Below are 14,978 nucleotides of genomic sequence, written 5' to 3'. Positions count from 1 at the left end.
TATAAAATATATGCTAAAGTCATGCTAACTTTAGCGCACAGCCAATGAATCGATAAGCAAGGCTGTGACGAAAACAATAATACTTAAAAATAGTTTCAGGACACACTTATGGCAGCCATTGATATTTCCCCGGTTTTAAAATTCATGTTGGATAAGGGCGGTTCAGATTTGTTTTTCAGTACCGGCGCCAGCATCCATATCGAAATAGAAGGCGATACTATCCCGATTAACAACCAGCCCATGGCACCTGGCATGATCAAGGAAATCGCCTACTCGCTCATGAGTGCAGACCAGATCCGTGAATTCGAATCCACGCTGGAATGCAACTTTGCACTCAGTAAAAACGATATTGGCCGTTTCCGTGTCAACGTGTTCAGGCAACGCGGCGAAGTTGGCATGGTGATTCGTCATATCAAAACCGAAATCCCCTCCATCGACACATTGGGGTTGCCTGCGATCCTCAAGGAACTGGTAACCCGCAAACGTGGCCTGCTACTGGTAGTAGGTGCAACCGGCTCCGGCAAATCCACCACGCTGGCTTCGATGATCGACTACCGCAATGAAACTTCAAACGGGCATATCCTGACGCTTGAAGACCCGATCGAGTTCGTTCATCCGCACAAGAAATCCGTAGTGGACCAGCGCGAAGTCGGCATCGACACATTATCGTTCGAGAATGGCCTCAAAAACGCAATGCGTCAGGCGCCGGATGTGATCCTGATCGGCGAGGTACGGGATATGGAAGGCATGAAAAACGCACTCGCCTATGCCGAAACCGGGCACCTGTGCCTGGCGACCCTGCATGCAAACAATGCCAGCCAGGCGCTGGAGCGTGTCATTTCATTCTTCCCTGAAGATGGCAGGGCCGGCCTGCTACTGGGAATGTCCATGAACCTTGTCGGCATTATCTCGCAGCGTCTGGTTCCGGGGAAACAGAGCAAACGCGTGGCTGCGACCGAAGTCCTGATCAATACCCCTTATATGGCGGAGCTGATCCAGAAGCAGAAGATGAGTGAAATCAAGGAAATCATGGGCGAGAACACGGATATCGGCATGCAGACTTTTGACCAGTCTTTATTCAAGCTGTTTTCCAGCGGAAAAATCGATGAGGATAATGCATTGGCCAACGCAGATTCGCGCAATGACCTGTCACTGAAAATCCGCTTTGCAGCAGAAGGCAGCCGCGGCGGCTTCAGTGGCTGAATTTTAGCTGCTTTTTCAAATAGTCCAATGATCTAATCATGACCACTTATGCGTCATACCAGCGGAGGCTGGTATCCAGGCTGCGTAAATAAATGACAAACTATTCAATAAGGTAGCGATAGCACAGGACAAATCGCTGTCACGCAGAAGCCAGGCTTCTGCGGAATAGCGCCAGCGACAGGGTGAAAAAGACCACGGCGATCACAAAAACCGCGGCAAAGCTGGGCCATACCACTTCAAAACCGGCGCCACGGTAAAGAATCGCCTGTGCCATGCTGACAAAATGCGTGGTTGGCGCAGCCTGCATCAGGCTCTGCACCACGATCGGCATGCTTTCCCTGGGGGTCACGCCGCCCGACAGCATCTGCAGCGGCAGCACCGTGAGTATCATCAGCAATCCCAACTGAGGCATATTGCGGGCAACCGTCCCCATAAAAACACCGATAGAAGTCGTCGCAAGCAAGTGCAGAAAGACGCCGCACATGAACAATGCGATCGACCCCTGCACCGGCACATGCAGAACGCCCTTGACCATGAACTGCAGCGATAGCCATGCTGCCACCAGCACCACCAGGCCCATCGACCATATCTTGGCGAGAATGATCTCGGCGGCATTCAGCGGCATCACCATCAGGTGCTCCAGCGTGCCGTGTTCACGCTCACGTATCAGCGCGGCGCCGGTCAGCATGATGGAAAGCATGGTAATGTTATTGATGATCTCCATGATGCTGCTGAACCATGCACTGCTTAAATTGGGGTTGAATTTAACATGTGTATTCAGGCTGACCGGCAGCGTCGCATCTTTCCGGAAGCCTTGCAGGAAACCCGAGATTTCACCGTTGATGATATTCTGGATATACCCGGCACCGATAAAAGCCTGCGACATCCGCGTGGCGTCAATATTGACCTGGATATCCGGGCTGCGGCCAGCCACCACATCACGCTCGAAATCTGGCGGGATATTGACGACAAAGGTATAGATGCCGGCATCCAGCCCAGGATCAATCTGGTTTTCGCTGATCATGACCGGCTTTTTGAAATACGGGCCATAAAAAGCACTGATCATGCGTGCGGAAAGGTTAGACTGGTCTTCATCAACAAATGCGATCGGCGCATTATGCAGCTCCTGCGAAGCTGCGGTTGAAATGGCATAAATCGCACCGGTAAACGCCCAGACGATCAGCACCAGCAGTATCGTGTCATGCCCGAGGCTGCGCAGCTCCTTGATTCCCAGCCTGTAAACATTCCAGATGCGCCGCATCGTCATCTCTCCTGCTTGCTGAGGAATACCACGCTTAACAGGGTCAGCACGGGTATGAATGCGGCCAGCGCCAGAAAATCCATATACAGGTCTTTAAACTCAAGCGCTTTGGTAAACACACCGCGGCTGATGTTAAGGAAATACGTCGCCGGGAACAGCTGCCCGATAAGCGCGCCCATGCCGCTCAGCGAAGACACCGGGTTCGTCAGGCCGGAAAAACTCACCGTCGCCAGCAATGTGGCAATGGCAGTGGCGCCTAGTGCCGCAATCTGCGTCCTGGTGAATGACGACATCAGCAGGCCGATGCCGGTGGTTGCGGTGACAAAAATGAAAGCCGCACAACTCAAGGTAAACAGGCTGCCTTTAAGCGGCACGTCGAAGATAAAAACCGACAGTGCCACCAGGCCGAAGAAACTGAGCATACTCACCGCCACGTAAGGCAGTTGCTTGCCAAGCAGGAATTCCAGGCGCGTCACCGGCGTGGCGTATAAATTGGTGATCGAGCCCAGTTCTTTCTCGCGCACGACGCCTACCGCCATCAGGATCGCCGGAATGAATACCAGCAACAATGGAATGACCGCCGGCACCATCGCATACAGGCTTTTGAAATCCTGGTTGTAACGGTATCGCATCTCGATATCGGCAGGGCTTTGCACGGCCACACCACCCGGCTGGTATTTTGCAGCTTTGGCAAGGTAATCATAGTGCATGCCCTGCATATAACCCACGATGGTTTCACCGCGAAACGGCATTGCACCGTCGACCCACACCCCGATCTCAGCCGCCCTGCCGCGCATCAGGTCTTTACCGAAGTCCGGGGGAATCTCAAGCGCCACACTGACCTCCCCGCTAGCCATCCGCAGATCCAGCTCACTGCTGCTGTTGATCTCCGGCTGCATACTGAAATAGCGTGACCCGGCAATATTCTGGATATAGCTGCGACTCTCCGGCGTCTGGTCACGATCCAGCACCGCAAAACGCAGGTCTTCCACATCCATGCTGATGCCATAACCCATCAGGAACATCAGCAGTACAGATCCCAGCAGGGAAAATACCAGCCGCACCGGATCGCGCATGACCTCCAGGAACTCACGGTTAGCGTAGCCAAACAACCGGCGCAGGCTAAACCTTGACGGCAAGGCCGTCGTGCGTGCAGGAATGGCTGCAGCGTCGGGTTCCACTCCTGGCGCACCACCATCATCACCGGTGGCCTGCTCCAGGTAATCAATGAAGGTATCTTCCAGCGAAGCTTTTCCGCGCCGGGCGATCAGGTTCTGCGGAGCGTCGCATGCCAGCACGCGGCCGGCATGCATCAGCGAAATGCGGTCACAGCGCTCGCCCTCGTTCATAAAATGCGTGGATATGAAAATCGTCACGCCATCGCGGCGTGACAGGTCGATCAGCAGTTTCCAGAAACCATCCCGCGCGATCGGGTCTACACCGGATGTAGGCTCGTCCAGTATCAGCATTTCCGGTTTATGGATCACCGCAACCGCCAGTGACAGGCGCTGGCGGATACCTAACGGCAGGTTGGCCGCGCGCTCGTTCCGGTGGCCGCCAAGGCCGAAACGGTCGACCATCTCCTGCACGCGCGATGCGATCTGCCCGGCAGGCAGATGAAATAACTGGGCATGCAATTCAAGATTCTGCACCACCGTTAATTCGCCGTACAGGGAAAATCCCTGCGTCATATAACCGACACGTTTACGGGTTTCAAGATCATGCGCCTTTGCCGGCTTGCCGAACAGCCAGGCCTGGCCTTCGCTCGGTTGCAGCAGACCGGTAAGCATTTTCATCGTAGTGGTTTTGCCGCAGCCGTTAGATCCAAGAAACCCGAATATCTCGCCGCGGCTGATCTCAAAATCCACATGGTCGACTGCGGTAAAGCCGCCAAACTGCATGGTCAGGTTCTCTGCACGAATGGCCGGCGATGCATCCGCCTGCACTTGCCTGGGCGGCACGGCAAGCCGTTCGTGATGCCGACGTTTTTCTACAGGCAGCAGCTGAATAAATGCCGCATCCAGGTCATCTGCACCTGTACGGCTGAGCAGGGCTGCGGGGCTGCCGGTATCCAGTATCTTGCCCCCATCCATTGCAACCAGCCAGTCAAAACCGGAGGCTTCCTGCATATATGCGGTTGCAACGATCACGCTCATGCCGGGCCTGCGCTCACGGATATGCGCAATCAACCGCCAGAACTGGCGCCTGGACAATGGATCAACCCCGGTAGTCGGCTCATCCAGGATCAATAAATCCGGGTCATGGATCAAGGCGCAGCACAGCCCCAGCTTCTGTTTCATGCCGCCTGAAAGTTTGCCGGCTGGCCGATCCCGGAATGGCGCCAGCCCGGTACTCTCAAGCAGTTCCGCGATGCGCGCCTCACGCTCCGCCCGCCCCTGTCCAAACAGGCGGCCGAAGAATTCCACATTCTCAAACACGGAAAGTGTCATATAAAGGTTTTTACCCAAACCCTGCGGCATGTAGGCGATACGGGTGCAGACTGCAAGCCGGTGGCTTTTGTCTGCCATGTCGCCGCCCAGCGCCACTACGGTGCCGGACTGTATCCTGCGCACACCGGAGACCAGTGCCAGCAGGCTGGATTTGCCGACACCATCCGGCCCGATGAGCCCGACCATTACGCCGGCTGGAATTTCCAGATTGATATTTTCCAGCGCGATATGGTCGCCATAGCGCAGGCTGACTCCGTTCAGGCTGGCAACAATACCTTCACTCATCGTGAATTTTTATCATTCACTAAAGGCGGCAAAGTATCCGGCCAGTCTGCGTTTGCATCGAGGCGCACATAAGCGACTCCGGGCAAGCCGGTCTTCACGCGCCTGGCGTGCGCTTTCAGGAGGGCTTCTGGAATCTTGACCTTCACACGGAACATCAGCTTCTCGCGTTCGGTGCGCGTTTCTACGGATTTTGGCGTGAACTGCGCTTCGGGCGAGACAAAAGTAATCGTAGCCGGAATGGAAATATCAGGCCGTACATCCAGCACAATCCGGGCATCAGTACCGATAGCGATGCGCCCGGCCTGTGATGTAGGCAGAAAAATGGTCATGTAAACATCAGTAATATCAAGCAGTGTCACAACATTGCCACCTGCACCCAGCACTTCGCCCGGCTCTGCCAGACGGTACAGGACACGGCCGCTGATCGGTGCCGTCAGGGCGGCATCCCTGATATCTGCCTTGATTTTTTCAACCTTGGCTTCTGCTGCCTCTATGGCAGACTGCGTTTCATTCACGGCAGCCTGGGCTGCGCTGATGGATGACTGGACTTCGTTCTGCTGCGACCTGGCAGCCCGGGTTGAAGCCGCTGCGCTGTTTTTTCTGGATTTATCTACATCAAGCTTCTGCGGGGAAACAAAGCCTTTATCGATCAGCTGCTGCGTTCTCTGCAGGTCTTTTTCGGTCAATGCCAATTCACTTTCACGCTGTGCGATCAAGGCATTGGCTGCGGCTTTCTCACTTTCCCGCTGCGCTACATTGGCCTGTGCTATCTGCCTGGCGCTTCTGGCGCGCTTGACCTGTGCTTCCGCCTCATGCAGGTCGGCCACAAGCGTGGCGGTATCCATATAAGCCAGCACCTGCCCGCTGACAACGTCATCCCCCTCACGCACCAGAACCTCTTTGATGCGGCCGCTCATTTTTGTTGCGATATTGATGCTGGTAGCCTCAATGCGCCCGTTGCCGGACGCAAACGATTCAGGGGTTTTTGCCCGGTGAAAATATTGCCATGAGAATAGTGCTGCCACAACCATTGCCAGCGCAATCGGGATAAATAACCAGGGGCTAGAATACTTTGATGTCATGTGCATACCCATTTAATTGCATTAAACAATTTTAACTGCAATCTGACGGATAAGTCGACATTAAAACGGCGTACATAACCTATATAACCAAGCGGTCAGCGGCTAGAAGCCTGACCGCTTGTATCGTTCATACAATGACACGCAATCTGAGCTACAGGCTCTGCACACTGCCCAATATGACCAGTGTTGCAACCATCAGGAACCCCCATGCGACCGCGCCGGCAGTCAACACCGCACCGAACAGGAGCATGGCATGTCCGCGCTCCTTGATATGAAACACGGCAGGGATGCCATAGTAGATAAAGCTGGTCGTATACAAAAGCGCGGCCGTCAGCACCACCAGGCTCAGCAGCATACTCGGGATCAGGAAAAATACCGGCATCAGCCATAACGGCGTTGGCGCCACTGCCGCCAGGATGAATGAATCATGGTAACTGGGGTGAATCTCCGCCACCTCGGCCAGCTGGCGCACGACCAGGCCCATGATCGGCACGATTGCCAGCTCAACGACAAACAGAATAATCGAGACCAGCAGCAGCTTGGCACTGGATAAAACCGGCAGCAAATCTCCTGCAAAATCACCGGCAGCGTAATAAATAAATAAAGGGGGAATCAGTGAAAGCGGAACAACATGCAGAAAGAAAAGGCGGTGCATCGATGGTTTGGACTGCACCAGACGCCGCCATCCTTTGTTAGGTACTACAAACAGCCAAAATAAGTTTAACAGACTCATGAACATTATCCTTTACGCAAAATATGGCAATCGGGCAATGCGTTGCAGCTGAAAAAACGCTGCCTACACTGTATTTGTTTTTCTTAATTCAGTCTTACTTTGTCACTATCCTTAACACGATGCTTGCGTAAACAAGTATTAACGCATTTTCACTATTTGTAAATAAGATGTTACAGAAAAAAATGAATCCACTTTAAAAATCAAGCGGCGTGAATCAAGCCTGACTGGCTGAAGAGCCGCGAATAATAAGCATCCCTAAAAAACAGCCTGAACGATGGTTTGATCGCTGACAGCAAACCTGTAAAAAACATTACCAATAAACATACAGGTAAAATTTCGCTGTAAGCCAGGCGCAGAAAGGCTCAGGCCTATTGCACCATGTCAAATTACACAAACATGTAACAAAATTGTAAAAAATATATGTTGCTATTCGTATTAATACCTAATACATTGGCTGCATTCCACGAATGTGGAGTACCGATAACAAAGCGATTCCAAAAGATTACTGTTTGAAATTAATTTTGCAGGATCACTCTTGCGATCATTTTTGTTATGTTTTACATCCCGATGCAGAAAAATATTTGGAGAATAATATGCAAATCAACAAAATCAAGTTAGCACTTGGCTTAGTTGCAGGTATGACAATGGCGCTGCCATTGGTAGCCTCAGCAGCTGCAGATCAAGAAGCAGCGATGAAAGACGCGAACAACTGGGCACACCCACGCGGTCAGCACAACAACCAAGGCTACAGCGCTTTGTCACAAGTGAACAAAGGCAACGTTAAAAACCTGAAAGCAGCCTGGACATTCGCCACTGGTGTAAACCGTGGTCACGAAGGTTCACCAGTTGTGGTTGGCAACGTAATGTACGTTCACACTGCATTCCCAAACAACGTATACGCACTTGACCTGAACGACAACCAAAAAATCGTATGGTCATACTTCCCAAAACAAGACCCATCAGTACAAGCTGTACTGTGCTGTGACAACGTATCACGCGGTCTTGGCTTCGGCGACGGTAAAATCTTCCTGCAACAGAACGACGGCAACCTGGTTGCTTTAGACGCAAAAACCGGTGCTAAAGTATGGTCTGTACAAAACACAGATCCAAAAGTAGGTGCAACTAACACCAACGCACCACACGTAATCAAAGACAAAGTACTGACTGGTTGCTCAGGTGCTGAGTTCGGCGTACGTTGCTTCCTGGCAGCCTACAACCTGAAAGACGGCTCACTGGCATGGAAAGCCTACTCAACAGGCCCAGACGCTGAAATGCTGATCGGTGCAGACTTCAACAAAGACACACCAGAATACAGCGCACTGTCAGTTTACCAAGACGTAAACGGCGGTAACAAAATGGGCGGTTCTTTCAAAAAGATCCCTAACGACCAACTGAAAATCGGCGAAAAAGAACTGGGTACACGTACCTGGTTGAAACCACAAGCTGTGAAAGACGGCTGGCAACATGGTGGTGGCTCTACATGGGGCTGGTGGCCATATGATGCACGTACCAACCTGGTTTACTACGGTACAGGTAACCCATCTGTTTGGAACCCGGACGTACGTCCAGGCGACAACAAATGGTCAATGACTGTATTTGCACGTGACCTGGACACAGGCGTTGCAAAATGGGGCATGCAAATGACACCACACGACGAGTGGGACTATGACGGCATCAACGAAGTCATCCTGTTCGACAAAGGCGGCAAAACTTACGCATGGCACCATGACCGTAACGGCTTCGCTTACACATGGAACGCACACAACGGTAAACTGCAAGCTGCAGAAAAAGTACACCCATTCGTTAACTGGGCAACTGACGTTGACATGAAAACTGGTGTACCAAACAAACTGGCATCAGCTTCAACTCACCAAGACTACAATGCTAAAGGCGTATGCCCAGCTGCATTGGGTACAAAAGACCAACAACCAGCTGCATACTCACCAAAAACTGGTTTAGTGTACTCTCCACTGAACCACGTATGTATGACATACGAGCCAGTTGAGTCTAAATACGTTGCAGGTCAACCATGGGTTGGTGCTACCTTGACGATGTTTGCTGGTCCTGACGGCGTAATGGGTGGCTTTGCTGCTTATGATCCAATGACCAACAAAAAAGTTTGGTACAACAAAGAGAAATTCTCTGCATGGGGCGGTGCTTTGACAACAGCTACTGACTTGGTATTCTACGGCACACTGGACCGCTGGTTCAAAGCTGTTGATGCCAAATCAGGTAAAGAACTCTGGAAATTCCAAGTGGGTTCAGGCGTGATTGGTAATGCATTCACCTACGGTGTTAAAGGTAAACAATACGTTGGCGTGCTGTCTGGTATCGGCGGCTGGGCTGGCGTAGCGATGAACCTTGGTATGACTAACGACACAGACGCACTGGGTGCTGCTGGTGGTTACAAAGAATTGACTAAATACAACGCGGCTCCTGGCGGCGGTGCATTGACAGTATTCAGCCTGTAATCGCTTGTTGCAAAACAAAAGATTACTAGCTAATACCTAGTTGATTCAAAGAAAACACCCCGATTCGTCGGGGTGTTTTTTTATGCAAGTCTGCACTTGGCTTTCCCTTGTATCATGCCCTTGCATACCCCGGAAATATGACAGCCAGTAAAAAGGAGCCTGGGGCTCCCTTGTAGCAACAGTCATGATCGCTTGATTCAATTACGGCAGTCATCAGTCCCGATGATTGAATGCAGCAAATATGGAAGCTGCCACAATCAGGGCACCACCTATCCATTCATTCATCTGCATTGTTTCATCCGTCAGGAAATATGCAGCAATTGCCGCCACCACCAGTTCAAACAAAAACAGCACTGAAGCCCTGGTGGCCTTGATCAAGGTTACGCCATATTGCACAAGAAACGTAGCCGCAATCAGCAGAATCGCAATCAAGCCCATAATCAGCCAGTTGCCTGATGTGAACACTACAGGTGACATGAGAGGAACCTGCATCAGCGGCATGGCGATCAGGCAGACAAGCATCACGCCTGTCCATATCGCGAAAGATTTTGCACGCAGCGTCAGATGTACGGATTTTCTTGCCATGACATTGGTCAGCGCAAAGCCGAATCCGGAAGAAAGCCCCAGCCACTCCGCGTTGTTTGCAGGCACAGGAAACCGGCTGGCAGCCGGGTCATACAGCATGATATAAGCGCCAAGCAGCGATGTAATGATGGCGGCCACCCCAGGCAGGTGCGTCTTTTCCTTAAGCCAGAAATGCGCGAGTATCAGCGTCCACAGCGGCGAAAGATAAAACAGCAGCATCACGCGCATGACTTCGCCGTCGATAATCGCCAGTACATAACTCAGGTTGGTCCACCCTGCTACGAGGCTTAGCCACACTATGCTCAACGGTAACTTGAATATGCCCCGCCAGTGGGCAGCAAAATAGACCCCTGCCAGCGCTACGGCAATGCTGTAGGTATAGAAACTGGAAACGATGCCCGACACACCGGCATCAGCCATGATGCGGTACGGATACCAGATAATGCCCCAGCACAGGGCGCCAAAAAGTAAACCGAAGACTGCAAAAGAGTTTTTATTATCGCTATTGCTCATTATAATGATGCCTATGAATCCTAATCTGAATTTACTGCAGCCCTACCCTTTCCAGCGCTTGCGCGACCTGTTTAAAGGGATTGTTCCCAACCCTGCTTTTACGCCGATCAATTTATCAATCGGAGAGCCTAAACACGCTACGCCGCAACTGATAAAAGATGCGCTGGTTGGAAACCTGTCCGGCTTAGCCAATTATCCCACGACTATCGGCTCAAACGAGCTACGCGAAGCAATTTCCAGCTGGATTGCCAGGCGTTACAACATCCCGGCATTAAGCGCCGAAAAAGCAATACTGCCTGTCAACGGCAGCCGTGAAGCGCTATTTGCTTTCGCACAGGCCATCATCGATGCATCAGAGATCACCCCCGTCGTGATCTCGCCAAACCCGTTCTACCAGATTTACGAAGGCGCGGCATTCCTGGCCGGCGCCGAGCCTTATTTCCTGAACACATTGCCGCACGAGGATGCGGAACATAACCATGTCATGGATTTTTCCAGCGTACCGGCTGATATACTGGCCCGCACCCAGCTGGTTTATGTATGCAGCCCCGGCAATCCGTCCGGCAAAGTAATGAGCCTGGCACAATGGAAAGATCTTTTTGAGTTGTCAGACCGTCATGGCTTTGTCATTGCGGCAGATGAGTGCTATTCGGAAATCTATTTTGATGAAGCGCACCCGCCATTAGGCGCGTTACAGGCAGCGCACCAGCTTGGCAGAAACTACAGGAACCTGGTTGTTTTCAGCTCGCTTTCCAAGCGCTCCAATGTGCCCGGCATGCGTTCAGGCTTCGTGGCCGGTGACGAAGCCATTATCGAAAAATTCACGCTGTATCGCACTTATCATGGCTGCGCGATGAACCCTGCCGTGCAGGCTGCGTCAGTTGCCGCATGGAACGATGAGACGCATGTCATTGAAAACCGCGCTCAGTATGCCCGGAAATTCAAAGACGTTACACCGCTGCTGACCGATGTGCTGGAAGCGGTTATTCCGGATGCTGCGTTTTATCTATGGGCAAGAATCAAAGATCAGAACATTTCCGACACTGAACTGGCTGTAAAACTCTACCGCGACCTGAATATCACGGTATTGCCGGGCAGCTTTCTCGCGCGCGAGGCACATGGCGTCAACCCAGGGAAGAACTTCGTGCGTATCGCGCTGGTTGCCTCTTATGATGAGTGCATGGAAGCAGCGCAGCGCATACGCGAGCACCTGCATCTGTAATTTGCACCCCCGAAACTGGAACAGCCCGTCACGCAAAGCCATGATGACTCAAACCCAGGATAAAAAGCACCGCTGAGTTCTGCTTGCAGATTTACCGGTGCTTTTTTTTAAGCTGCTGCTCTGATATATTTGTTGTTCAGCCTCACGGCCAGTGAGCTCAGCCCTATCAGGGCGATACCGATCAGCACCAGCGCAATCGGCCAGCCTACGGCATTCGCAAAATGTTTTGCCGTGTAATAGCCGATGTAGCACAGCATGGACAGCGTACCAACCAGCAGCAGCGTCCTGCTGCGCACATAGGTGCTCATGAATATCATCAATGCAGATGCGCCGAGGTATACAGGTTCAAGTGACGAGTTCTTCACCAGCTCGAATATCGACCACAGCTGTATCACAGCGCCGGCAAAATACCAGAAAGCCGCTATCGCAATGTGCCTGGATTGGTTAAGCGCATACGCAACAAAAAGCAGTGAGGTGCCGATCACCAGCCCGGTAAGCTTTTCGCTGATGTCCAGAATATCGAACAGGTTGGCAAAGAAAACACAGCCGAACAGGATGGCACTGAAGGCAAGGACGCTGCGCTGCCTGGCCCAGAAAGCGCTCCCCTGCTGAATCAGCATGTAAGTCGCCATAAAAAGCAAACCGTGCCGCGCATCACCGCCTGAGGCATATTCCTGCAGCATCACCAGAATCCCGGTTGGCTGCAGCAACGATGCCATCAGGAACAGCGGCGTAGCGGCACGCTCATATTTCTGCTCAGCCAGGCACACCAGCCCCATCAAAAAAGCCACCAGCCCAACCCCGAGCGTAACGATCACCCGTGCTGCCGACCCAAAGTCATCCCAATACATTGAGATAAAGACGCCGATACCTGCAAATACAAAAATGCCGCCTACATAGCCAAAAAGCCTGGATAAAATACCGGCTGACTGTTTTTCACGGCCGGATTCAGGGTCATTCAGCGCCTGGGCTATTTCTTCAAGCGTAAGCTGGTGGTGCCTGGCGAGTGAAACGATGTCCTGCAATGCATCTTCTTTAAGCGACATATTGCCCCCTTATTTTTTGATGACCCAGCCGACGAACTGCACCTGGTTGTAGTAATAATCACCCTGTGTGTCAGGTATCCGGTAAGCGACACTGCCCTTTTTGATCCTGAAACCGTCATTGCGATAACCAGCACCGAACATGCCAACGAGCATGCCGCCACCGCTGTAGCTGGGCCCGTCCAGAATATAACCATCCGGAGACACTTTGGATGTATCGATAGTCCAGCCAGCCGTTTCATCCAGCACAGTTTCATTATTATTTACCGCAGCGCCGGCTTTAACGGCATCTACATTGATTTCACGGACGGTTTCACTTTGTGCATCGTAGACCATCAATAATTTCGAGTGATAGCCACGGTCTTTATGTTCATTCTTGCGGGATTTAACCATGAGCTTTTGATTTTTCACTGCAAAATCAATCTCATAATCGGGAGCAGCCCGGTAATCATAACGCATCGTGGTAAACAGCATTTCATATTGCGGCGGCGTACCGAATGCCTTGGGGACTACCGTCGCAGCAAAGAAAAGTACGACCAACAACAGCGGCAATGTCAGGCCAACCACGAGCACCAGATTGGCTTTAATGAAATCCTTCATGACTTTACTCCTTAATGAATGCGGTTATTTCATGCAGTACTGTTTCATGCAGTTTCGGGCTCAGGCAATCGATCTCTACAATATCATCCATGGCGCGCAGCCAGGTCAACTGGCGTTTAGCCAGCTGGCGCGTTGCGAAAATGCCCCGGTCACGCAGTTCCTTGCTGTCATACAGGCCGGCCAGGTATTCCAGCGCCTGGCGATAACCCACGCAGCGCATGGATGTGCTGTCTGCGGTCAGCTCGGGGTATTTTTTCACGAGCGCTTTCACTTCATCGATAAATCCATCGGCGAGCATCTGGTCAAACCTGAGCGCAATGCGTTCATGCAGCACTTTGCGGTCGCTGGGTACCAGTGCAATCTTGAGCAGGCGATATGGCAACGCCTCACCGGCAGATGCCTGGTGCAAAGCGGTCATGGTCTGGCCGGTCAGGCGATACACTTCCAGAGCACGCTCTATACGCTGTACATCGTTAGGCTGCAGGCGCGCCGCCGTTTCAGGGTCAACCTGCGCCAGTTTTGCATGCATGACAGGCCAGCCGATCTGCGCAGCTTCATGCTCGATCTGCTGCCGTACTTGCGGATCTGCTTCAGGCAAATGACTTAAACCGCTCTGCAGCGCCCTGAAATAAAGCATGGTGCCGCCTACCAGTACAGGCACATTGCCGCGCGCCGTAATCTCGGCCATCAGGCGCAGGGCGTCCGTCCTGAAATTAGCTGCAGAATAAGCGGCTGTCGGCGGAATGATATCGATCAGGTGATGCGGGGCTATTGCCAGCGTTTCAGCATCGGGTTTTGCCGTGCCAATATCCATGTCGCGGAACACCAGCGCCGAGTCGACGCTGATAAGTTCTATCGGCAATTGGGAATACAGTGCGACAGCAGCGCCGGTTTTGCCGCTGGCGGTCGGGCCCATCAGGAAAATTGCAGGGGGTAATGCGGTATGGTTCATCAGCTATGGTTCTGCAGTGGTATATTGCCGGCATGATGCAATCTATACTTGCCGCATGCCGGCGGGTTTATGTGCTTAATTAAGAAAGTGAATATAAGTGCGTATATAATACATCTTACTGTAGCTTTATGATTTCACCCATATGATGTTACTCATCATCGCATCCAATTTTTAGTACTCATTTTACTGACGGGCCCATCCATGAATTTAGAAAAAGTTATTTTCGGTTTTTTTATCGTATTGGCAATGACACTGAATTTCGGTTTTTTCCTGGGTGATATCGACAACCCCAGCCACCACCATGTCTATGAGTTATATGCGGCAATCGTTGTCAGCCTGATTGCCACCGTGCTTAAATTCGGCGACCGCACACATGTAGGTGCCATCCTGTTGTCCACAAGCCTGGCTGCCGACCTGCAGCTGATTACTGCCGCCATACTATGGGCGGCCCTGAGTGGAAAAATGGATGAGCCAAGCCTGATCACCTATATTGTTTCACTCTCAGGCGGCGCGCTGATGGCCAATTTTGTCTCAGTAATACTGCTGATTGCGGAAACCATAGGCCAGCGCCGTTAATC

The 14,978-nt window shown here is 52.0% G+C and carries 12 protein-coding genes; 4 read left to right on the top strand and 8 right to left on the bottom strand.

The features are described 5' to 3' along the window. The first annotated feature begins 108 nt into the window (after positions 1-108). Complete coding sequence (locus tag GQ51_RS01205; RefSeq protein ID WP_047548779.1) at positions 109-1,203, top strand: PilT/PilU family type 4a pilus ATPase; 1,095 nt, start codon at positions 109-111, stop codon at positions 1,201-1,203. A gap of 139 nt (positions 1,204-1,342) precedes the next feature. Here GQ51_RS01205 and GQ51_RS01200 read toward each other — a convergent pair whose 3' ends face one another. The 4 genes from GQ51_RS01200 to GQ51_RS01185 all read right to left on the bottom strand — a co-directional run bounded on the left by GQ51_RS01200 (position 1,343) and on the right by GQ51_RS01185 (position 7,014). Continuing rightward, a complete protein-coding gene (locus GQ51_RS01200) occupies positions 1,343-2,464 on the bottom strand; it encodes an ABC transporter permease (RefSeq protein WP_047553494.1) in 1,122 nt (373 codons plus the stop codon). A gap of 2 nt (positions 2,465-2,466) precedes the next feature. Next, positions 2,467-5,199, bottom strand: coding sequence for a ribosome-associated ATPase/putative transporter RbbA (rbbA, locus tag GQ51_RS01195; protein WP_047548777.1), 2,733 nt, complete (start codon positions 5,197-5,199; stop codon positions 2,467-2,469). Further along, the gene (locus GQ51_RS01190) at positions 5,196-6,281 is read right to left on the bottom strand and encodes an HlyD family secretion protein (RefSeq protein WP_047553491.1); all 1,086 of its coding nucleotides are present in this window, start codon (positions 6,279-6,281) and stop codon (positions 5,196-5,198) included. Before GQ51_RS01190 ends, rbbA begins: the two co-directional genes overlap by 4 nt. A gap of 151 nt (positions 6,282-6,432) precedes the next feature. Further along, positions 6,433-7,014, bottom strand: a complete 582-nt coding sequence (locus GQ51_RS01185) for a Yip1 family protein (protein ID WP_047548774.1) — start codon at positions 7,012-7,014, stop codon at positions 6,433-6,435. 593 nt (positions 7,015-7,607) lie between these two features. Here GQ51_RS01185 and GQ51_RS01180 point away from each other — a divergent pair. Then, entirely contained in the window at positions 7,608-9,485 is a 1,878-nt protein-coding gene (locus GQ51_RS01180; protein ID WP_047553489.1) for a PQQ-dependent dehydrogenase, methanol/ethanol family, read from the top strand. A gap of 213 nt (positions 9,486-9,698) precedes the next feature. On the opposite strand, the gene GQ51_RS01175 is transcribed toward GQ51_RS01180, so the two are convergent. Then, positions 9,699-10,583, bottom strand: a complete 885-nt coding sequence (locus tag GQ51_RS01175) for a DMT family transporter (protein ID WP_047548771.1) — start codon at positions 10,581-10,583, stop codon at positions 9,699-9,701. A gap of 13 nt (positions 10,584-10,596) precedes the next feature. Here GQ51_RS01175 and dapC point away from each other — a divergent pair, with 13 nt between their 5' ends. Further along, positions 10,597-11,805: a succinyldiaminopimelate transaminase gene (gene dapC, locus GQ51_RS01170; protein ID WP_047553486.1), complete on the top strand. Its 1,209-nt coding sequence runs from the start codon at positions 10,597-10,599 to the stop codon at positions 11,803-11,805. A 107-nt stretch (positions 11,806-11,912) separates the two neighbouring features. On the opposite strand, the gene GQ51_RS01165 is transcribed toward dapC, so the two are convergent. From GQ51_RS01165 to miaA, 3 genes are read right to left on the bottom strand one after another with little or no spacing between them, the layout of a single operon-like run. Next, positions 11,913-12,851: a DUF2157 domain-containing protein gene (locus GQ51_RS01165; RefSeq protein ID WP_047548768.1), complete on the bottom strand. Its 939-nt coding sequence runs from the start codon at positions 12,849-12,851 to the stop codon at positions 11,913-11,915. A 9-nt stretch (positions 12,852-12,860) separates the two neighbouring features. Continuing rightward, on the bottom strand, positions 12,861-13,448 hold the full coding sequence (locus tag GQ51_RS01160; protein ID WP_047548764.1) for a hypothetical protein: 588 nt from the start codon (positions 13,446-13,448) through the stop codon (positions 12,861-12,863). 4 nt (positions 13,449-13,452) lie between these two features. After that, positions 13,453-14,400 carry a tRNA (adenosine(37)-N6)-dimethylallyltransferase MiaA gene (gene miaA, locus GQ51_RS01155; RefSeq protein ID WP_047548761.1) on the bottom strand — a complete coding sequence of 316 codons (948 nt, stop codon included), beginning with the start codon at positions 14,398-14,400 and terminating at the stop codon, positions 13,453-13,455. 201 nt (positions 14,401-14,601) lie between these two features. On the opposite strand from miaA, the gene GQ51_RS01150 reads away from it, so the two are divergent. Further along, positions 14,602-14,976, top strand: a complete 375-nt coding sequence (locus GQ51_RS01150) for a DUF6394 family protein (RefSeq protein ID WP_047548758.1) — start codon at positions 14,602-14,604, stop codon at positions 14,974-14,976. The last annotated feature ends 2 nt before the right edge of the window (positions 14,977-14,978 follow it).

Source organism: Methylotenera sp. G11, assembly GCF_000799735.1.
Lineage (GTDB): Bacteria > Pseudomonadota > Gammaproteobacteria > Burkholderiales > Methylophilaceae > Methylotenera.
This window is presented reverse-complemented; position numbering and strand designations above follow the sequence as displayed.

Bases quoted from the DNA above. Each gene is read 5' to 3' on its own strand.
- GQ51_RS01180 (WP_047553489.1), top strand. From the start codon at position 7,608: ATGCAAATCAACAAAATCAAGTTAGCACTTGGCTTAGTTGCAGGTATG.
- GQ51_RS01160 (WP_047548764.1), bottom strand. From the start codon at position 13,448: ATGAAGGATTTCATTAAAGCCAATCTGGTGCTCGTGGTTGGCCTGACA.
- GQ51_RS01175 (WP_047548771.1), bottom strand. From the start codon at position 10,583: ATGAGCAATAGCGATAATAAAAACTCTTTTGCAGTCTTCGGTTTACTT.
- rbbA (WP_047548777.1), bottom strand. From the start codon at position 5,199: ATGAGTGAAGGTATTGTTGCCAGCCTGAACGGAGTCAGCCTGCGCTAT.
- miaA (WP_047548761.1), bottom strand. From the start codon at position 14,400: ATGAACCATACCGCATTACCCCCTGCAATTTTCCTGATGGGCCCGACC.
- GQ51_RS01190 (WP_047553491.1), bottom strand. From the start codon at position 6,281: ATGACATCAAAGTATTCTAGCCCCTGGTTATTTATCCCGATTGCGCTG.
- dapC (WP_047553486.1), top strand. From the start codon at position 10,597: ATGAATCCTAATCTGAATTTACTGCAGCCCTACCCTTTCCAGCGCTTG.
- GQ51_RS01205 (WP_047548779.1), top strand. From the start codon at position 109: ATGGCAGCCATTGATATTTCCCCGGTTTTAAAATTCATGTTGGATAAG.
- GQ51_RS01150 (WP_047548758.1), top strand. From the start codon at position 14,602: ATGAATTTAGAAAAAGTTATTTTCGGTTTTTTTATCGTATTGGCAATG.
- GQ51_RS01200 (WP_047553494.1), bottom strand. From the start codon at position 2,464: ATGCGGCGCATCTGGAATGTTTACAGGCTGGGAATCAAGGAGCTGCGC.
- GQ51_RS01185 (WP_047548774.1), bottom strand. From the start codon at position 7,014: ATGAGTCTGTTAAACTTATTTTGGCTGTTTGTAGTACCTAACAAAGGA.
- GQ51_RS01165 (WP_047548768.1), bottom strand. From the start codon at position 12,851: ATGTCGCTTAAAGAAGATGCATTGCAGGACATCGTTTCACTCGCCAGG.